This is a genomic window from Arthrobacter sp. N199823, from assembly GCF_002929705.1.
GTDB lineage: Bacteria > Actinomycetota > Actinomycetes > Actinomycetales > Micrococcaceae > Specibacter.
In genome coordinates, this window is sequence record NZ_PJIN01000007.1 from 158425 (window position 1) to 178240 (window position 19816).

Below are 19816 nucleotides of genomic sequence, written 5' to 3' on the forward strand. Positions count from 1 at the left end.
TAGCCCGAGGGCCTTGTAAAACCGTGAAAACCGTCTCAAACTGCTCGCGGATTAATCCCGCAGGGACTCATGATCGCAGGAGTTCAAAAACAGGAACTCATGGTCAGGAGAAGTCCGCAGCGGCCTTCTGGATTTGCTCCAGCCACAGCTCACGTGCGGCTAACGCCTCGGTGGCCTTGGCGACCTTGCGGGCATCCCCGGCCTTCTGCGCGGCAGCCAGATCGTCCTTCAGCCCTGCAATGGTGGCTTCGAGCTGGCTCAGCGCGCTACTGGTGCGAGCCTTGGCTTCAGGATCGCTGCGGCGCCAGTTGTCGTCCTCAGCGGAGCGGACGGCTTCTTCAACCTTGCGCAGGCCAGCCTCAACACGCGCCATGTCATTGCGCGGCACCTTGCCAGCTTCTTCCCAGCGGTCGCGGATGGACTGCAGCGCCTTCTTGGCGGCGTTGAGATCCTTGATCGGCAGCAGCGCCTGAGCCTCGGTGATCAAGGCTTCCTTGACCACCAAGTTGGCTCCGAATTCCTCATCCAGGGCGTTGTTGGCGGATTGGCGGGCGGCGAAGAACTTATCCTGTGCGCCGCGGAAGCGTGCCCAGAGTGCGTCGTCGTCCTTGCGGCTGGCTCGCGGGGAGCTCTTCCACTGGTCCATAAGGCGGCGGTATTCCCCTGCGGCAAAGCCCCAGTCGGTGGAGGTGGCCAGTTCCTCAGCAGCGGCAATCAAGGATTCCTTGGTGCTCTTGGCTGTCGCGTTGGTGCTGTCCAGCTGGGAGAAGTACGCGCGGCGGTGGCGGTCAAAGACCGTCCGGGCGCTGCGGAATCGCTTCCACAGGCCTTCTTCCGTTGCACGGCCCAGACGCATGCCCGACTTCTGGGCAGTCTTCCACTGCTCGAAGAGCTCGTTCATGCGGGCGCTGCTGATCTTCCACTGAATGGTGGCGGGATCTTCGGCAGAAATGGTCTCTGCCTCGGCCACAATTGCCTCACGGGCGGCAAGTTCGACGGCGCGAGCCGAGTCGTGTGCCGATCGCTCCTGCGCAGCCAGTGCCTTGATGTTCTCTTCAAGGGTGACCAAGCGAGCAAGAGCTGCATTGACATCGCCCACGGAGGTGCGTTCACCCAGCTGCTCCCGCAGGTGGGTGACCGTCTTGGTCATGTCTGTGGTGGGGGCCTTGGCCTCAACACGCTGCTCGAGCAGCACAACCTGAGCCAGGATGTCATCAAACTTGCGCACAAAGTAGCTCAGGGCCTCGTCCTGCGTGGCGCCGGGGTACTGGCCAACTGGGAACTCTTCTCCGTCCAAGAGCAAGAAGACATGGCCGTCCTCTTCAGCGCGGCCAAACTTGGCGGCTTCGGCCAGGTTGACGGCGGGAGTTGCCGGGGCGGGCACGGGTGCCGAAACTGCTGGCGCAGCCGGTGCCTTGGGGCGCGCGGCAAATGCGGCCGGGGAAGGTGAGGGAGCGCGAACGGCTGCCGGTGCAGGGGCGGGAGTTGCCGCCGTCGTGCTTTCGACAGGTGCATTTTCCGTTACGGGAAGCTCTGTTGTTGAGGCAAGTGTTTCGTCGGATTCTTGACTGTGTGTCACCGCTAAAAGTCTTTCGCTTGATGGATGCTGGCAGATGGAACAAACGAATCTGGCCAGGACCGCTGTGGTGCTTTTCCCTGAGGTTCGCGGCTGTGCCGCATCAGGGAAGGCCTGATGAAAACTAGTTGAGCTTGAACGAGTCTATCGTCACCTTGGTGTTGGGTGCACCGTCAGAGCCACCTCCGTCGATCCCGTCCTCGGCAATAGCTGTGACAACGTCAAGGCCGCTAGTGACCTTTCCGACGATCGTGTAGCCGCCGTCGGTCTGCGGCAGGTTGGTGTCTTCATAGCTAATGAAGAACTGGGTGCCGTTACTGTAGGTGGTGCTAGCGCGCGCTACAGCGATGGTTCCGGCCGGGTACACACCGTCCGCCGGGGTGTTTTCTACCGGGCCCCACTGGTAGCTGGGATCGCCTGCGCCATCGCCCTTAAGCGAGCCACACTGGAGCACGCCGAAATTGGGCGAGTTGGTGAGGCGGTGGCAGCTTTTGCCCTCCATGAAGCCGGAGTCGGCCAGGGACTTGAACACGGCGGCGGCCTGCGGAGCTTTGGTGCCGTCAAGCTCCACACCCAGCGGCTTGCCGTTGAGCGTCAAGGTGCCGGTGAATGTTTTGCCTTTGGCGGTGTCCGCCTTGGGAACCGTGGGACTGTTGGTTTCGACAGGTGCCGCCTCGGTGGCGGCAGCCGTTGGCGTGGCCGTTGCGGTGGCCGCGGGAGCAGAACTGTTCGCGGAGGCAGCCGGGTCCGCGACGACGTCGTCCGTCTTAGGGGTGAACACCGTCAAGGCCAGCACAATGGCCAGGACCAACGCGACGCCGATCGCGATGAAGGCGATGACGTTGTCACGCTTACGCCGCTGGACCTGTTCCCGTTGGAAGGCCTGGTTGGCCTCCATGCGCGCCACACGGGCCTTGGTTTCGCGGGTGGACTTGTTGCTGTTGACCAACGGTGCCTCTTCCTTCAAATGGTTCCTTCAAAATGGAACGGTCTGTTCACGCGGCGCTATCGCGGCCGGGTAGGTTAGGGGTGTGCTGTCAAACCTTATAAAATGGCAGCCGGTGCCAGTTTACCCATGTAATGCCCGCCCTCCGGTGAGCATGACCTGGTCGCGGCGCACCGTTACGTTTACCCGCCCCGCCGAGTCCCGCGAACAACTTTGTGGACCCGGTGCATGTTAGGAGAGCAACACCCATGGCACGCAACGCCTCCTTGTCCGGTTTTCCCGAGTGGCTTCCCGAGGAGCGCTTGGTGGAGGCGCATGTGCTGGACACTCTGCGCCGCACCTTCGAGCTCCACGGATTCAGCTCCATTGAGACTCGGGCTGTAGAAACCGTTGGCCATCTTCTGCGCAAGGGGGAGATCGATAAAGAAGTGTATGGACTCTCCCGGTTGCAGGACGACGACGGAAATTCCGCCGTGGCCTCCAAGGACGATCCCAACGCGCTGGCCCTGCACTTCGATCTGACGGTGCCCTTTGCCCGCTACGTTGTGGAAAACGCTGGTTACTTGTCCTTCCCGTTCCGCCGGTACCAGATTCAGAAGGTCTGGCGCGGCGAGCGTCCCCAGGAGGGCCGCGCCCGCGAATTCACGCAGGCGGACATTGACGTAGTGGCCGACGGCGTATTGCCCTTCCGCTATGACGTGGAACTTGCGCTGGTCATCGCCGAGGCGCTCTCCGCCCTGCCGATCCCCGCCTTCAAGCTGCGCATCAACAACCGCAAGCTGGCCGAGGGCTTCTACCGCGGCATCGGCCTCACGGACACGGCCGGCGTGCTGCGCAGCATCGATAAGCTGGAGAAGATTGGCGCCGAGAGGGTTGCCGAGCTGCTCAAGACTGAGCTCGGTGCAACCCAGGAGCAGGCAGATAAGGCGCTGGCACTGGCATCCATCCGTACCGAGGACACCTCCTTCGTGGCTGCTGTGCGCGCACTGGGCGTCACTGACGAGCTCATGGAAGAGGGCCTGAACGAGCTCGAACAGGTCATTTCTGCGGCCGTCAAGAGCGCGCCCGGCTCCGTTGTGGCAGATCTCTCCATTGCCCGCGGTCTGGATTACTACACGGGAACTGTTTACGAGACTGTGCTGGTGGGTCATGAGCAGTTGGGTTCCATCTGCTCCGGCGGCCGCTACGACGCACTGGCCTCTAAGGGCAACCGCAAGTTCCCCGGTGTTGGGCTGTCCATTGGCGTCACGCGCCTCGTGGCACGGATCCTCAGCCAGGAATTTGCCAAGGCCTCCCGCTCCGTTCCCACCGCCGTGCTCGTCACATTGCTTGATGAGGACAGCTGGGGCGATGCCCAAGATGTGGCAACGGCCCTGCGCGCCCGCGGAATATCCACCGAAGTTGCCGCCAAGGCGGATAAGTTCGGCAAGCAGATCAAGTACGCGGACAAGCGCGGCATCCCGTACGTGTGGTTCACCGACGAGTCCGGCACACACCAGGTCAAGGACATCCGCTCCGGCGAGCAGGTCGAAGCCGACCCCGCCACGTGGATGCCGCCCGCCGTTGATCTGACCCCGCAGATCATCGTCGCGTAGCCCCGCTCCTCTGTATCGATCCGTGAGAACTGGTCGTTATGGTGGGCTGATAACAGCCATTTCTCACGGATCGATGCAGCGCCACCGGGTGGCAGGGCCCGCTCGACCACGGTGATGCTCAATCACCGGTAAACTTCATATCAAACACTTGTGCGGCCCGGAATCGCGGGCTGTTAACCACCATTGAAAGGAATGTTGTGCTGCGCACACATGACCTAGGCTCCTTGCGGGCTGAACATATTGGCCAAACCGTCACGCTTTCGGGCTGGGTTGCCCGCCGCCGTGATCACGGTGGAGTGGCTTTCCTGGATCTGCGTGACGCATCCGGTGTGGCACAGATTGTGGTGCGTGAGGAAGAAATCTTCCACGCACTGCGTAACGAATTTGTTTTGCAGATCACCGGAACGGTCTCTCGCCGCCCGGAAGGCAATGAGAACGCGGCTCTCGCCACAGGTGAGATCGAAGTCATGGCCGATGAGGTTATCGTCTTGAACGAAGCGGCCCCGCTGCCGTTCCAGGTGGATGACCATGTTGAGGTGGGTGAGGAAGCACGCCTGAAGCACCGCTACCTGGACCTGCGCCGCCCGGGCATGCAGCGCAACATGCGCCTGCGCTCCGAAGCCAACCGTGTGGCCCGCAACTTGCTGCACGATCAGGGTTACATCGAGATTGAAACCCCCACGCTGACCCGCTCCACCCCTGAGGGTGCCCGCGACTTCGTGGTGCCGGCACGTCTGGCTCCGGGTTCCTGGTACGCACTGCCGCAGTCCCCGCAGCTGTTCAAGCAGCTCCTGCAGGTGGGTGGCTTTGAGAAGTACTACCAGATTGCTCGCTGCTACCGTGACGAAGATTTCCGTGCGGACCGCCAGCCCGAGTTCACCCAGCTCGACATCGAAGCCAGCTTCGTTGACCAGGATGACATCATCGCCTTGGGCGAAAAAGTTGTCTCCGAGTTGTGGAAGCTGATCGACGTTGAGATCCCCATGCCGATCCAGCGCATGACGTACCGAGACGCCATGGCTCGCTTCGGCTCCGACAAGCCGGATCTGCGCTTCGGCCTGGAACTGACTGATCTGACCGAATTCTTCAAGGACACCGACTTTGGCGTCTTCAAGGCTCCCTACGTGGGCGCAGTTGTCATGCCCGGCGGAGCTTCACAGCCTCGCCGCCAGCTGGATGCTTGGCAGGAATGGGCCAAGCAGCGCGGCGCCAAGGGTCTGGCCTATGTCCTGATCAAGGAAGAAGGCGAGCTCACCGGTCCGGTGGCCAAGAACTTGACTGACACCGAGCGTGCCGGCCTGGCCGACGCTGTTGGCGCCAAGACCGGCGATGCCATCTTCTTTGCCGCTGGCGAGGTTGCCCCTTCCCGTGCACTGCTCGGCGCCGCTCGTGTTGAGATCGGTCACCGCACCGGCCTGATCAACCCGAAGGATTGGGCGTTTGTGTGGGTTGTTGACGCTCCCATGTTCGAGCCCACCAGCGTTGCCGTTGGTTCCGGCGATGTGGCCCTGGGCCACAGCGCCTGGACGGCCGTGCACCACGCGTTCACCTCGCCCAAGCCCGAGTTCATGGACACCTTCGACACCGATCCGGGCGAGGCCTTGGCCTACGCCTACGACATCGTCTGCAACGGTAACGAAATTGGTGGCGGTTCCATCCGTATCCACCGCCGCGACATCCAGGAGCGCGTCTTCGGCGTCATGGGCATCTCCGAGGCCGAGGCCGACGAGAAGTTCGGCTTCTTGCTGGATGGCTTCAAGTTCGGCGCCCCGCCGCATGGTGGCATCGCCATTGGCTGGGACCGTGCCGTGTCATTGCTGGCCGGTGTTGACTCCATCCGCGACGTCATTGCGTTCCCGAAGTCCGGTGGCGGTTACGACCCCATGACAGAGGCTCCGGCCCCGATCACGGCTCAGCAGCGCAAGGAAGCCGGCGTTGACTTCAAGCCGGAGGCCAAGAAGGCTGACCCTGAAGCTAAGGGCGACACTGACGCCAAGTAGTTTTGTGCCTGCCTAAAATGCCTGTCTTCCCGTTAGTGGGGAGGCAGGCATTTTGTTTTTTTCACGCTCGACGGCGGCTCCCTCACCTCCGCGGTTGCCTGCGAGGGTGCCGTGTGCAGCACCGTCCATCATGCAAGCGAATTCTGTAGAATCGCTGAATGCTCACCGAGACGAAACGCTTGCTCCTGGAACGACCCTGCACCGAGGACGCCGATGGCTTGCACCAGATCTGTAGCGATCCGCGCGTCTGGAGACATTTCCCCAGCCTGCGGCATGCGGATTTGGAACAGACCCAGATGATGCTGGACCAGTTTATTGCCGTGTGGGACCGTGATGGTTTGGGTCCGTGGGTGGTCAAGAATCCCAGTGACCAGCGCATCATCGGCTACGGTGGTTGCTCCGCCAAGCAGGATATGTTTTGGAACTTGGGATATCGTTTTGCTTTTGACACACAAGGCCAAGGCTTCGCAACGGAATTGGCTCGTGAAGCCATCATGGCCGCTAAGCTGAGGCGAGCCGAGCTTCCCATTGTGGCGTACCTGCTCGAACATAACGCGGCTTCCGCACGCGTCGCCGAGAAGGTTGGCCTCACCTTGGCGCACAGGGGAATCGATGCAGGCAACCCGGATCCGGCGGCAATTCGGCTTGTCTACGCAGACCGGGAGCTGACGGCGGAGGAACTGGCACACATCATGCTCTGAGCCTCCGGCAGCCTGCTCCCGGGGTGTTGCGTGCTACCAATCCACTCCCGCTGCTCTGAGGATCGAAGTGATCTTCTCATCGTGTTCCGCTTCCCATTCGTCAAGCGTTTGAGCTTGCTCTGCCTGCGCCTTGTCAGAGACGGACTCAAGCACTGATTCGAGGATTTTCCCTGGCACGGCAACGATCCCTTCCTCATCCGCCACGAGGAAGTCGCCAGCATGCACCAGGACGCCGCCGCAGTTGACCGGTTGCTGCAACGGCAGGACTACAGCTTTCAGACCAGGTTTAGGTACTACAGCACGGGCAAAGACGGCAAATCCCAGATCACGGATTTCCTGCACGTCACGGATGGCACCGTCAACTATCAATCCGGCGATCCCGCGCCGCTGCGCCACAGCACAGACGTTGCCTCCTGCGATCGCGTGGGAAGCGTCGCCGCCATCGACCACGAGCACCGACCCTGCCGGGGCCCGGTGGATCGCCGCATGCAGCATCAGATTATCGCCAGGAGCGCAGCGGACCGTATAGGCCGGCCCGCTCAGCCGAGCACCTTCCCACAAAGGGCGAATGTCAGGGGACAGGACCTGCGCGCGACTGACCTGTTCGGCAATGGCTGTGGGAGAAATGAAGCTCGTTGGATCGGCCATAGTGCTTCCTTCGGAGGAGTAGGAGTGTCGTGTATGCGATCCTACGGGTCCCCGACGTGCACCGGGTCCAGGGTATCCGTAATACCCTCCTCTAACTTTCGACGGCGTCGCCACCCTGTGGCTGTTGGCTCGCCCACAGGGTTGCCGCTCAGCCGGTCCCCGGTTGCCGTTAAGCTGTTGCAATGACAATTGCGGGCGCCGGAAACCTTGACCTTTTAGAGCAGCTCATGAACGCTGCGTGGCCGGCCCCGGATGCAGAAGACCTGGACGGCTGGTTCCTGCGCTCTGCCGGCGGTGTCACTCAACGAGCCAACTCTGTGTGGCCCGTGTCGGCGCCCAGCGATAGTGCCGCTGCGCTGCGGGCCACGACGCGTTGGTACGCCGACCGCCGCCAACCGGTGATTTTTCAGCTGAGCCACCGTGCTGAAAACGCGGCTTTGGAAGCGTTGCTCGATCAGCAGTCCTATAGCAAGCAGTCGCAGACACTCATCATGACCGCCACGGCAGGACCCGCGGCGGCACCCGGCTCAGCGGTCGAGGTCACTAATCCACTACCGCCAACGAGCACCATCACCATGAGCGATGCCCCCACGCAGGACTGGTTGGAACTGTGGTGGAGCGTTGACGGCCGCGGCGGGCCGCAGGAAATGGCTATGGCCCACAGCATTCTTATCGCCGCACCGGCCCTGTACGCCACAGCTCATGACCAACACGGCGTGGCCGTAGGCACCGGACGCCTCGCCATGCCGAACGTAGCAGGCTCCGCCGGGTGGGGCGGCTTGTACTCCATGGCCGTCCATCCCCAAGCTCGCCGCCGCGGCATCGCCACGGAAATCTTGGGTGCCCTGACTGCAGCCGGGGAGGACAGGGGCCTGCACAGCTACTGGCTCATGGTGACAGCTGCCAACATAGGCGCCCAACAGCTTTACACTCGAGCCGGGTTCACCGAACAAGGCCGGTACCACTACCGTCAAGCACCGCTGCGCCGCGTGCCCATGGCCTGCTGACGGGCCACTGCTGCTGCCCTTGACCTAGGAAACTGGCGGGCGTATCCTTCGGTTAGTTGTCAATCCTGCGGGTGCTTTCCAACACCGACTACCGGACTCGACGGCAAATGCACGTTGAAGAATTACGCCGAAAACCGGGTGCCAGAGGGCACGCAGCCAAGGCGCATCCGGTCTCCGCCACGGGAACGGGCCTAGCTTGCCTCGGCCCCGACGTGGCTGCGTCATGAATGACCCGCACGGCCGGGGTGGCTGTGGTCAGTCCCTGATCATGATGGCATGGTCAGGGGAATGGGAGTCACCATGGACAACAACGGATTTGCGGCCCTGCAGGAAAAGGTACGCGGCCAGGTCATCACTTCCGAACACCCACTCTACGACGCCTCACGGACCGTCTATAACGGCATGATTGACAAGCGCCCCGCAGCAATATTGCGTGTTACGCAGGTGGCTGACGTCATTGCTGGAATCAACTTTGCCCGCGATGCTGGTCTGGACCTTGCGCTTAGAGGTGGTGGGCACAGTGCGCCCGGATTCGGGACGTGCGACGGCGGCCTCGTCCTGGACTTCGCCGACTGCAGGGGCGTCCGGGTAGATCCCGCCGCCGTAACGGCCCGGGCTGAGGCAGGGACCACCTGGGCCGACTTCAACCACGCAACAAACGCCTTCGGGCTCGCAACAACCGGCGGAATTATCGGATCCACGGGCGTTGCCGGGCTGACGCTTGGCGGTGGCATCGGCTACCTCGCCCGAAAGTATGGACTGTCCTGCGACAATCTTAAATCCGCGGACGTGGTAACTGCAGAGGGGAAGTTCCTCACAGCCAGCGCAACCGAGAATGACGACCTCTTCTGGGCGTTACGTGGCGGAACGGGAAACTTCGGCGTCGTCACGTCGCTGGAATTCAACCTGCATCCCGTGGACGTGGTGTATGGTGGCGTAGTCATCTATCTGCTCGAGCATGCTGAGGTAGTCGCGCAACTGTTCCGGGACTACATTGCTACGGCTCCAGAAGATATGGGAATCTTCCTAGGATTCCACCAGGGTCCACCGGTGCCGTTCCTGCCGGAGGAGTACCACGGCAAACCTGTGGTGGTCGTGGTGGGTGGCTGGACCGGCCCCCATGACGAAGGGGAGCGGCAGTGGCAGCAATTCCTTGATGTGGCCCCAGTAGCGGGGTCATTCCTTGGCCCGCTCCCGTATCCGATGCTCAACACCTTGTTCGACCCGCTGCTGCCGAAGGGCCTCCAGGCGTATTGGAAGGCGGAGTTTCTTCCAGCGCTAAGCGACGAGGTGATCAGCGTGGCCCAGAATTTTGGAGCTGGCGTTCCCAGCCCCCAAACGGCCAATCATTTCTATCCCATCAATGGCGCAGCCCAACGCGTAGGAGAGGATGAGACGGCCTTTCCCTACCGTGACCTCAACTTCTCGGTAGCCATCGCCGGAATGTGGGAATCTCCGGCGGACAATGTTGCCAACATGAAGTGGGTCAGAGACTACCACCAGGCCCTGCAACCCCACGGGGCAGGCGCGGGCTACGTTAATTTCCTCGATGCAGATGACCAGTCCCGCATCGAGGACAACTATGGGGGCAACTACTCCCGGTTGGCCAAGATCAAGGCGAAGTACGATCCCGGCAACCTTTTCCATATCAACCAGAACATTAAACCGGTGGCCTGAAACGAGCAATAGGTCCGCACGAGACTTGATGTCTTCTCTGGTCGTGGCCTGGCTAAGCCGGAGAGTCAGTGATCTTGATGTGGATGGAACTAAAGTCCGTGGCCGCCCGCGTCAGCACGTCCATCTTCGGGTCCACCACGGCCAGGGGTGCCAGGCGGGGCAGCGTTGTGTAGCGGCGCAGGGCCGGGGCTGCTAGAGCGGACTCCACCAGCAGTTTGTCGCCGCCCGTGGCCAGGTATTCAAAGGTGCTTGCGTCAAAAATTCGGGCAGCCTCCTGTGCGGCACGTTCGGCAACGGCAGCGCCTGCATCCCCGCCGCGGGAGCGTGCAGAGGCGCTGCCCACCTTGTGTGCCACCAGTTTCCCACCCACGGCAATACCCACGGCGTAGCCGCCGCGCCGCACCAGCACAAGAGCCAGACGGCGTTCCTGAGCCGCGAGTGAGACCAAACGTTCCAGGCTCCCGGTGCCGCGGCCGGGCCTACCATCGTCGGGCCAGGGTGCGCAGAGCAGTGCGGTGGCGCCGTCACGCATGGCCAGCAGCACGCCGTCGTCCGTGTCTGTGGTGGACGCCAATCCCCGGTGGGAAGCGGCGAAGCGATCCACCCACCCGCTCAAGCGGTCGGCGCGGACATGGGCTGTGCGTTGGGCTGAGTTCACGCTGCCAGACTACCGGGGATAGCCTAGGAGAGTGAGTGACCTCTTTAGTGCCCTTCGCGGGGACGATGACGCGGACGACGACGGCACCCTCGCCTTGGGCGGCGGGTCCTTCGGCGGCGGCAGTGCCGAGCCGGCGTCACGCCCACGCAGCCCTCTGGCCGTGCGCATGCGGCCCCGCAGCCTCGATGAAGTGGTGGGCCAACAGCACCTGCTGGGTCCAGGCTCACCCTTGCAAATGTTGGCCGCCGGTGGCAGCGCCGGGGGAGCGGCCGGGCCTGCCTCCGTCATGCTGTGGGGACCTCCGGGAACAGGGAAAACCACTCTAGCTCACGTCATTGCCCGTGGTCCGGGACGGAAGTTTGTTGAACTCTCCGCCATCACCGCGGGGGTCAAGGACGTGCGCCGGGTCATGGATCAGGCGCTGAATGACAGGGATCTGCACGGGCGCACCACCGTGTTGTTCCTGGATGAGATCCACCGCTTCAATAAGGCACAGCAAGATGCGTTGCTGCCAGGCGTGGAGAACCGCTGGGTGGTGCTGATTGCTGCCACCACGGAAAATCCGTCGTTCTCCGTGGTTGCGCCGCTGCTCTCCCGCTCCATCTTGCTCACGCTCCAGCCACTGACTAACGCCGATATCCAAGACCTGCTGGAACGGGCCGTGGAAGATCCGCGCGGTCTGGACAAGCTCGTAACAGTGACCGATGACGCCTTGGACCATCTGGTTCGCTTGGCCGCTGGCGACGCCCGCCGCGGCCTGACAACCCTCGAGGCTGCTGCCGGCGTGGCGTTGTCAGAGCTGGCAACGGATTCCGGGGATGAACCCGTGGTGATTGATTTGGCCATTGCCGAACGCGCCATAGACGCGGCCGCCGTGCGCTATGACAGGGCCGGTGATCAGCACTATGACATCATCAGTGCCTTTATTAAATCCGTGCGTGGCTCCGACGTTGACGCAGCTTTGCATTACCTGGCCCGGATGCTGGAGGCGGGGGAGGACCCCCGCTTCATCAGCCGCCGCATCATGATTTCTGCTGCCGAGGACGTGGGCATGGCCGATCCCACAGCTCTGCAAACTGCTGTGGCTGCCGCCCAGGCTGTGGCGTTGATCGGCATGCCGGAGGCCCGGATCATCCTGGCCGAGGCCGTGGTGCATGTGGCCACCGCACCCAAGTCCAATGCCGCCTACAACGGTATTAATGCAGCAATCGCCGATGTGCGAGCTGGCAAGGGCACCACAGTGCCGGCGCCGCTGCGCGATGCCCACTATGCCGGTTCCGCTGGTCTGGGACACGGCAAGGGCTACATTTACGCCCACGATGCCCCCCATTCCATTGCCACGCAGCAGTACCCGCCGGATGACCTAGTGGGCAAGAACTACTACACGCCAACGGCCAACGGGCATGAACGCGATCTCGGTCCACGGCTCACCAGGCTGCGGGAGATCATTCGCGGCTCGTCAAATGGCACGCCACCCAAGAAGAGCTGACGGCAAGGCGCAGCAGCAGCGGGGCTGAGCCCAGGAGCCCACAAGCACGCAGAAGCCGGGCTGGGCCCGGGAGCCCACAAGCGCGCAGAAGCCGGGCTGGGCCCGGCGCTCAAGGAACTCGCCTCGACGTCTGTCCAGCCCTGAAGTGGTAGAGTTAAACCCGCACTGGCAAGCTCTGGCTCCATGCACAACATCCAAGTACTGTTTGTACGGCTTTTTGCCGTGTATTTACAGTGCTCACGGCCTTTTTGAAGGAATTGTTGTCCATGCCCAGGTGCTGTAGCGAAGGGCCGCAGTAGCCCCAGCTCTCCACAATGGAGGCCAGACAAATACTTATTGCAAATATTGGAAGGACACAAGTGGCTAACAACACACGTGCCCGCCGTCAGGCTCGCCTTTCGCGAGCCCTCGGCATTGCTCTGACCCCGAAGGCAGCTAAGTACCTCGAGCGCCGCCCGTACGGCCCCGGTGAGCACGGCCGCGCCCGCAAGAAGCAGGACAGCGACTACGCCGTACGCTTGCGCGAAAAGCAGCGTCTGCGCGCCCAGTACGGCATCCGCGAAGCACAGCTGACCCGTGCCTTCGAAGAAGCCAAGCGCACCAAGGGCATGACCGGTGAAAACCTGGTTGAGCTGCTGGAAAGCCGCTTGGACGCCTTGGTTCTGCGTGCAGGCTTCGCCCGCACCACCGCCCAGGCTCGCCAGCTGGTTGTTCACCGCCACATCATGGTTGACGGCGCCCGCGTGGACCGCCCGTCGTTCCGCGTTGCCGAGGGTCAGCTGATCCACGTGCACCCGCGCAGCCAGACCATGGTTCCGTTGCAGCTTGCTGCAGCCGGCGCCCACCGCGACGTGCTCCCCGCCGTCCCGGCTTACTTGGACGTGAAGCTGGAGAGCCTGCAGGCTCGCCTGGTTCGCCGCCCCAAGCGCGCCGAGGTTCCCGTAACCTGTGAAGAGCAGCTGGTTGTTGAATTCTACTCACGCTAAATCTTCTTAGCATTGAGTAGAGCTCGATTCATTCGCAGCTTGAAACACAAAACAGCCCGTGGCTTCCGCCGCGGGCTGTTTTGTACCCACCCAAGCCCACTTTTGGACTAAGGTACTTTGGGGAAAGATGTTGTTTCGCAGCCCCGGCTGCGAACACATTGGCCAAACGAGTCACAGACGAGTTAACGAATTGAGGCGACACGCATATGAGCGGTGGCGACATTGCAGGACTGATCGCGGCAGGAGTTTTTGCCGTTTTAGTGGCTCTACTGGCCGTGCCCATCCTCAAACTGGGCAAGGTGTTTGACGAGATTCGCGTGACCATCAAACAAATTGGTGACGGTACCACGCCGCTCATTGATGAGGTCACCGCAACGGTGGCCACCACCAATACCCAACTGGGCAAGGTGGATGGAATTTCCAATAACGTCTCCGATGCCACAGCCAACATTTCGGCACTCTCCGCTCTCGTGGCCGCCACCATTGGCTCACCGCTGATCAAGGTTGCCGCATTTTCCTACGGCGTCCGCCAAGCCTTTGCCGGCCGCGGAAAACCAACACGCGCACGGCGCAGCCGCTAAGCCAAGCACTTTCCAAGGATAAAAACCATGAAGAAAATCTTTTGGCTCGGCGTCGGCATCACAGTTGGCGTTATCGCAGCCCGAAAAATCACCGCCGCCAAGGGCGCGCTGGGACCGGCAGGACTCAACCGTGCAGTAGGCCAAATGAGCGATGCCGTTCACGACTTCGCCGACGCTCTCCGTGAGAACATGAACCAACGCGAAAGTGACTTGCGGATTGCCCTGGGTGTGGACACGGATCCCGCCGCCACCACCCGCCGCTGATCAACCGCCGGCCGGGCGCTGCCCGGCCACCCGCGCTGCGCGTCCACCGCCAGCGCATCCAAGCCTTTTGCCCGATAAAGCTTTTGCCCGATAGAACTATGAAGGAGCCACCAGGCTAATGAAATCGCACGACATTGCACGCCGCTGGGTAGATTTTTTCGCCAGCAAGTCACACACCCCCGTGCCCTCGGCCTCACTGGTGTCCTCCGACCCGTCACTGCTCTTCACAGTGGCTGGCATGGTTCCCTTCATTCCATACCTGACAGCCCGCGAGGTGCCGCCGTTCAAGCGCGCCACCAGCGTGCAAAAGTGCATCCGCACCGGCGACATTGAAGAAGTGGGCAAGACGGTCCGGCACGGCACCTTCTTCCAGATGTGCGGCAACTTCTCCTTTGGCGATTACTTCAAGGAAACCGCCATTCCCTACGCCTGGGAACTGCTGACCAGCTCAATCGCCGACGGCGGCTTCGGCCTCCCAGCCGATCGGCTGTGGGTCACGGTGTACGAGGAAGACGACGAGGCCCTGGAAATCTGGCGCGATAAGGTGGGCTTCCCCGAGGAGCGCATCCAGCGCATTGGTAAGGAAGACAACTACTGGTCCACGGGCCAGCCCGGCCCGGCCGGCCCGTGCTCGGAGATCTTCTATGACCGCGGCGCCGAGTACGGTGTTGAGGGCGGCCCCATCGCCGACGAAACCCGTTACATTGAAATCTGGAACCTCGTGTTCATGCAGTACCAGATTGACAATGTCACCTCCAAGGTTGATTTTGACGTGGTAGGGGAGCTGCCCAACAAGAACATTGACACGGGCCTGGGCCTGGAGCGCTTGGCCATGATTCTCCAAGGCGTGGAGAACATGTATGAAACCGATCAGGTCCGCCCCGTCCTGGACAAGGCTGCAGAGCTGTCCGGCAAGGAGTACACCTCCACCGAGGACCCGGCCGATCCGCACCACACTGACGATGTCCGCATGCGCGTTGTTGCCGACCATATCCGTTCAGCCTTGATGTTGATTTCCGACGGCGTCACCCCCTCCAACGAGGGCCGCGGATACGTGCTGCGCCGACTGATTCGCCGTGCCGTGCGCTCCATGCGTCTCCTCGGTGTGGAAACAGCTGTGTTGCCGGAACTGCTGCCGGTGTCCCGTGACGCAATGAAGGGCGCCTACCCCGAGGTTGAGACCGACTTCGCCCGGATCTCACGTATCGCCTACGCCGAAGAGAAATCCTTCCTGCGCACCATCGCCAGCGGCACCGCCCGTTTGGAAGAAGCCGTCAAGGAATCCAAGGCTGCCAACAGCAACCTCTCTGCCACTGAGGCGTTCGCCTTGCATGACACCTACGGTTTCCCAATCGATCTGACCCTGGAAATGGCTGGCGAAGCTGGCCTGGCCGTTGATGAGGCCGGATTCCGTGCCCTGATGCTCGAGCAGCGCCAGCGTGCCCAGAAGGATGCCAAGTCCAAGAAGAGCGGCCACGCCGACCTTTCCGTCTTCCACGAGCTGCTGGCTCAGGGCGAGACGGTCTTCACCGGTTACACCGAGCTGGAAGGGGAGGGCCGTGTGCGCTCCATCCTGGCTAACGGGGTCTCGGTGCAGCACGCCTCAACCGGCGATGAAATCTCCCTGGTTCTGGACGCCACCCCGTTCTACGCTGAAGCAGGTGGCCAGAGTGCCGATACCGGCCTCATCACAGGTGACGGCTTCGTCGTCGAGGTGCTGGATGTCCAGAAGCCCATCAAGGGCCTGAGCGTCCACAAGGCCATTGTGCGCGAAGGCGAACTGCCAGCGGACGCTTTGGTGCGTGCCGCCGTGGACCGGGAACGCCGCCACGCCGCCGAACAGGCGCACACCGGTACGCACATTGTGCACGCCGCCCTGCACCAGATCCTCGGCCCGGAAGCCACCCAGCGTGGCTCCTACAACAAGGCCGGCTACCTGCGCTTTGACTTTGCCTGGGGTGAAGGTCTGAGCACTGCAACCCGCTCGGAAATTGAAGAAGTGGCCAACGTCGCCATCCGCAACAACTACCGCGTGGACACCAAGGTCATGGACCTGGACGCCGCCAAGGCCCTAGGCGCAATGGCACTGTTCGGCGAGAACTACGGTTCCGAGGTGCGCGTTGTAGAGATCGACGGCGCCTGGTCCCGTGAGCTGTGTGGTGGTACCCACGTGGATAGCACCTCTCGCATCGGCTCCCTGACCCTGTTGGGTGAGCAGTCAGTTGGTTCCGGAAACCGCCGTGTTGAGGCTTTTGTTGGTCTTGATTCCTTCCGCCATTTGGCCGCCGAGCGCGCCTTGGTCAGCTCGCTGACCGACATGCTCAAGGTTCCCTCCAATTTGCTGGCGGAACGCGTCTCCGCAACCCTATTGAAGCTCAAGAATGCGGAAAAGCAGTTGGAGCAGCTCCGCAAGGAGCAGCTCAGCGCCGCCGCAGCCACACTGGTGGGCTCCGCTGTTGATGCCAACGGAATTCGGGTGATTGCTCACGACGCCGGTGACGTCAGCAGTGCTGATGATCTGCGCGGGCTGGCACTTGACCTGCGCGATCGTCTCGGCTCAGCGCCGTCGACCATTGCCGTGGCAGGTGCCAGCAATGGCCGCCCCATCATCTTGGTAGTTACCAATGAGGCCGCCCGCGAGGCAGGCGTCAAGGCCGGCAACCTGGTCAAGCTGGCCTCAGGCATCTTGGGCGGTGGCGGCGGCGGAAAGCCGGACATGGCTCAGGGTGGCGGCCAGGACGTCAACGCTATCGGCGCCGCACTGGCTGCCGTCAGCGATGCCGTGAAGAACCGAGCCTAGGGTTTTTGTGACGGAAACGAATTACCCGCAAGGGGTCAAACTTGGTGTGGATGTAGGCATGGTTCGGGTGGGGTTGGCAAGCTGTGACCCCGACGGAATTCTGGCCACACCCGTGAAGACCCTGAGCCGGGACACAAAGAAGAATAGTGACATCAAAGTGGTGGTCAAAGAGGCCACCACCCGCGGTGCACAGCAAATCTTTGTGGGCCTGCCCCGCACCATGAAGGGTGAGGAAAAGGCTTCGGCGCAGATGGCTCGCGGCTATGCCCAGCATCTTGCAAATATGCTGGCGGCCGCGGGTCAGCATGTCCCGGTGCGGCTTGTGGACGAGCGCTTGACCACTGTCAGTGCCCATCAAGCGCTGCGCCAAGCTGGTCTGGACAGCAGGGAACACCGTAAAGTAGTAGATCAAGTGGCGGCCGTTGAAATCTTGCAGCATGCCTTAGATATGCAAAAGGCGCGCAATTCCGATGTCGGGGAGCTCGTGCGCGCAGTCAAATCAGGCGTTGTGGGGACTGCCGATTCACCTGAAGACGAAGAGGGATTAACCATTATCAGCTCTAGTAATGCGCCCGTCGACACGCATGAGGCGCCATGAGTGATCTTTTCCGCGACCGGTCAGGGCGCCGCAGCTCCGATGCGCAGTACGGTCAGCAGCCCGGACAGCCCGCGCAGTACGACGACGAGCAAGCCGCTGGCGAAACGTACTGGCCCGACGGCAGCGAAGACACGGCCTACACCGGTCATTCAGATTATGAACACTACGAAGAGCATGGGCAACACCCGTCCTTCGAACATGTCGAGGCAGAGCACGTAGAAGCTGAGCACGCAGAAGCCGAAGCAGCCGCTCTGCCCTCGCGCCGCAACAGCAGGGTCTCCAAACGGGTTCGTAAGCGCCGTCGCACGGCTGTCTTCTTGGTCATCTTGGTCCTGTTTGGTGCTGTGGTGTTCTTTGCCGTCCAAGCCGTTAAGCCCATGCTGGGCGGCTTCACTGTGCCCGATTATCCGGGCCCAGGCACGGGAACGGTGAAGATTGTGGTGCCGGAAGGTGCCACCGGACGCACCGTAGCCAGCGATCTCAAAGCCAACGACGTGGTAGCCAGTGAGCAGTCCTTCCTTGACGCGCTCAGCGCCGCGGATGGCTCGGGTTCCTTGCAGCCAGGCGACTTCACCATGAAGAATCAAATGAAGGCCTCTGACGCCGTCGCCGTCTTGCTGGCTGTCAGTGATTCCAAGGTCCACTATGCAGCCGTGCCGCAGAACCTGCGCATCAACGAAGTCATGGCGGAACTAGCCAAGAGCACCGGGATTCCCGTGGCCGAGTTCACTAAACTGGCCAACCAGCCGGCACTGTTCGGGCTCCCTGCCAAGGCTAAAGACCTGGAAGGCTACCTGGCTCCGGGGGAGTACCGTTTCCCGCTGGAATACGATGCCAAAGAAATCCTGAGCGAAATGGTCGGGAACACCATGAAAGCGCTCACCGAAACCGGTGTCACCGACCCCGTGGAGCAGTTCCGCATCCTGACGGTTGCCAGCATCATTGAGTTTGAAGGCAATGAGGCAAACTACGCCAAGATTTCCGGTGCCATTGAAAACCGCATCAACAATCCCAACGGTGAAACCGGGGGGCGCTTGGAATCCGATGCAACCGTCGCCTACGGGTTGGGGTTGAAAACCTACAACATCACCGCCGCTCAGAAGGCCGATGCGTCTAATCTGTACAACACCTTCGCTAACCCGGGGCTTCCTGTGGGGCCCATTGGCTCGCCGGCCGTCAAGGCCATTATTGCTGCTGCCCACCCGGAAAAGAACCCGTACTACTTCTGGGTGACAGTGAACCTCAAGACCGGCGAGACGCTGTACGCGGCTACCTTTGCCGAACACCAAGTCAACGTCGCCAAGTACGTTGCCTGGTGCGATGACAACCCGGGGGCGTGCGACTAAGTGCGCTTTCTTCCCCAGCAAGAACCGCTGCCCGACATTCGTCAGGGAGCGGTTCTTGGCCACCCGATTGGACACTCGCAGTCGCCGGCCATGCATAACGCCGCGTACACCGTGCTGGGTGCACCATTCGCCTATACGGCCTACGATCTGCAGGTGCCCCAGTTGGCGGCTTTTCTGGATCAGGTGCGCACCGACGGCACTTGGTACGGGCTGTCCGTGACCATGCCGCTGAAGAATGCGGCAGTGGATCTCATGGACACCCTAACGCCCGTGGCGGCGGCTTTGGGGGCCGTGAACACCATTGTGATCACCACTGACGACGCCGGACATTCGCACCTTTTGGGGGACAACACCGACGTGGCTGGGATCTTTAACTCTCTGCGCCATGCAGGGCTGGGGGAGCGGCCCCGGGCAGCCATCTTGGGTGGCGGTGGCACAGCAGTGTCAGCTATTGCCGCACTGGCGCATCTTCACGCGGTGGAGATCACGGTGTTTGTCCGTAACTTTGCCAAGGCCGCAGGGATTCTCGAGGTGGCGGCGACTCTCGGTGCCGCCGTCGTGCTTGAATCTTTTGACGGTGCAGCAGCAAAACTTGCCGGCTATGACGTTGTGATCTCCACGCTGCCGCCACGCGGAGCGGATGGGCTCGCGGCGGAATTCGCGACCGCCGGAGAAGCCGTAGCGGGCGCGCTGTTGCTGGATGTGGCCTATGATCCGTGGCCCAGCGCCTTGGGTCAGGCCTGGGAGGGAGCCGGTGGAACTGTTGTGGCCGGCATCGAAATGCTTTTGTATCAAGGTGTTGAACAAGTCAAGCTGTTTTCAGTGGCCGGAGGGTTCGGCGAACTGGACACAGCGCAAGTCGGGGACGTCATCAATGTGATGTGCGACGCAATTGGCGTGCACAGGCGCGATTCCCATGAACAGAACATGGCAGGATAGAGAGT

Annotated in this window: 17 protein-coding genes; 13 read left to right on the top strand and 4 right to left on the bottom strand. The window is 61.8% G+C overall.

Annotated elements, in window-relative coordinates; genetic code table 11:
• Window positions 1–103: 103 nt before the first annotated feature.
• Window positions 104–1579, bottom strand: a complete 1476-nt coding sequence (locus tag CXQ93_RS15220) for a DUF349 domain-containing protein (protein WP_104111274.1) — start codon at window positions 1577–1579, stop codon at window positions 104–106.
• A 121-nt stretch (window positions 1580–1700) separates the two neighbouring features.
• Complete coding sequence (locus CXQ93_RS15225) at window positions 1701–2525, bottom strand: peptidylprolyl isomerase (RefSeq protein ID WP_104111317.1); 825 nt, start codon at window positions 2523–2525, stop codon at window positions 1701–1703.
• Window positions 2526–2770: 245 nt separating this feature from the next.
• Between CXQ93_RS15225 and hisS the strand changes: the two genes are divergently transcribed.
• The 3 genes from hisS (at window position 2771) to CXQ93_RS15240 (ending at window position 6818) form a co-directional block, all read left to right on the top strand.
• Window positions 2771–4117, top strand: coding sequence for a histidine--tRNA ligase (hisS, locus tag CXQ93_RS15230; RefSeq protein ID WP_104111275.1), 1347 nt, complete (start codon window positions 2771–2773; stop codon window positions 4115–4117).
• 197 nt (window positions 4118–4314) lie between these two features.
• Window positions 4315–6117, top strand: coding sequence for an aspartate--tRNA ligase (gene aspS, locus CXQ93_RS15235; protein WP_104111276.1), 1803 nt, complete (start codon window positions 4315–4317; stop codon window positions 6115–6117).
• 158 nt (window positions 6118–6275) lie between these two features.
• Complete coding sequence (locus tag CXQ93_RS15240; protein ID WP_104111277.1) at window positions 6276–6818, top strand: GNAT family N-acetyltransferase; 543 nt, start codon at window positions 6276–6278, stop codon at window positions 6816–6818.
• A gap of 33 nt (window positions 6819–6851) precedes the next feature.
• Here the strand turns inward: CXQ93_RS15240 and CXQ93_RS15245 are convergent, their stop codons facing one another.
• Entirely contained in the window at window positions 6852–7466 is a 615-nt protein-coding gene (locus CXQ93_RS15245; RefSeq protein WP_104111278.1) for an RraA family protein, read from the bottom strand.
• Between the two features lie 182 nt (window positions 7467–7648).
• Here CXQ93_RS15245 and CXQ93_RS15250 point away from each other — a divergent pair, with 182 nt between their 5' ends.
• Both CXQ93_RS15250 and CXQ93_RS15255 read left to right on the top strand, forming a co-directional pair.
• Window positions 7649–8473 carry a GNAT family N-acetyltransferase gene (locus tag CXQ93_RS15250; RefSeq protein WP_104111279.1) on the top strand — a complete coding sequence of 275 codons (825 nt, stop codon included), beginning with the start codon at window positions 7649–7651 and terminating at the stop codon, window positions 8471–8473.
• Between the two features lie 300 nt (window positions 8474–8773).
• Entirely contained in the window at window positions 8774–10150 is a 1377-nt protein-coding gene (locus CXQ93_RS15255) for an FAD-binding oxidoreductase (RefSeq protein WP_181036179.1), read from the top strand.
• A 52-nt stretch (window positions 10151–10202) separates the two neighbouring features.
• Here the strand turns inward: CXQ93_RS15255 and CXQ93_RS15260 are convergent, their stop codons facing one another.
• On the bottom strand, window positions 10203–10808 hold the full coding sequence (locus tag CXQ93_RS15260) for an acVLRF1 family peptidyl-tRNA hydrolase (protein WP_104111281.1): 606 nt from the start codon (window positions 10806–10808) through the stop codon (window positions 10203–10205).
• A gap of 31 nt (window positions 10809–10839) precedes the next feature.
• Here CXQ93_RS15260 and CXQ93_RS15265 point away from each other — a divergent pair, with 31 nt between their 5' ends.
• The 8 genes from CXQ93_RS15265 (at window position 10840) to CXQ93_RS15300 (ending at window position 19811) form a co-directional block, all read left to right on the top strand.
• Window positions 10840–12297 carry a replication-associated recombination protein A gene (locus CXQ93_RS15265; RefSeq protein WP_104111282.1) on the top strand — a complete coding sequence of 486 codons (1458 nt, stop codon included), beginning with the start codon at window positions 10840–10842 and terminating at the stop codon, window positions 12295–12297.
• Between the two features lie 359 nt (window positions 12298–12656).
• Window positions 12657–13283 carry a 30S ribosomal protein S4 gene (gene rpsD / locus CXQ93_RS15270; RefSeq protein WP_104111283.1) on the top strand — a complete coding sequence of 209 codons (627 nt, stop codon included), beginning with the start codon at window positions 12657–12659 and terminating at the stop codon, window positions 13281–13283.
• A 206-nt stretch (window positions 13284–13489) separates the two neighbouring features.
• The gene (locus CXQ93_RS15275) at window positions 13490–13864 is read left to right on the top strand and encodes a DUF948 domain-containing protein (RefSeq protein WP_104111284.1); all 375 of its coding nucleotides are present in this window, start codon (window positions 13490–13492) and stop codon (window positions 13862–13864) included.
• Between the two features lie 27 nt (window positions 13865–13891).
• Window positions 13892–14128 carry a hypothetical protein gene (locus tag CXQ93_RS15280; protein ID WP_104111285.1) on the top strand — a complete coding sequence of 79 codons (237 nt, stop codon included), beginning with the start codon at window positions 13892–13894 and terminating at the stop codon, window positions 14126–14128.
• Window positions 14129–14246: 118 nt separating this feature from the next.
• Window positions 14247–16928 carry an alanine--tRNA ligase gene (gene alaS / locus CXQ93_RS15285; RefSeq protein ID WP_104111286.1) on the top strand — a complete coding sequence of 894 codons (2682 nt, stop codon included), beginning with the start codon at window positions 14247–14249 and terminating at the stop codon, window positions 16926–16928.
• 7 nt (window positions 16929–16935) lie between these two features.
• Entirely contained in the window at window positions 16936–17526 is a 591-nt protein-coding gene (gene ruvX, locus CXQ93_RS15290) for a Holliday junction resolvase RuvX (protein WP_258069038.1), read from the top strand.
• Window positions 17523–18872 (top strand): endolytic transglycosylase MltG, encoded by a 1350-nt coding sequence (gene mltG, locus CXQ93_RS15295; RefSeq protein ID WP_104111288.1) that lies wholly within the window; start codon window positions 17523–17525, stop codon window positions 18870–18872. The genes ruvX and mltG overlap by 4 nt, the downstream gene beginning before the upstream one ends.
• The gene (locus tag CXQ93_RS15300) at window positions 18873–19811 is read left to right on the top strand and encodes a shikimate dehydrogenase (protein WP_308470629.1); all 939 of its coding nucleotides are present in this window, start codon (window positions 18873–18875) and stop codon (window positions 19809–19811) included.
• The last annotated feature ends 5 nt before the right edge of the window (window positions 19812–19816 follow it).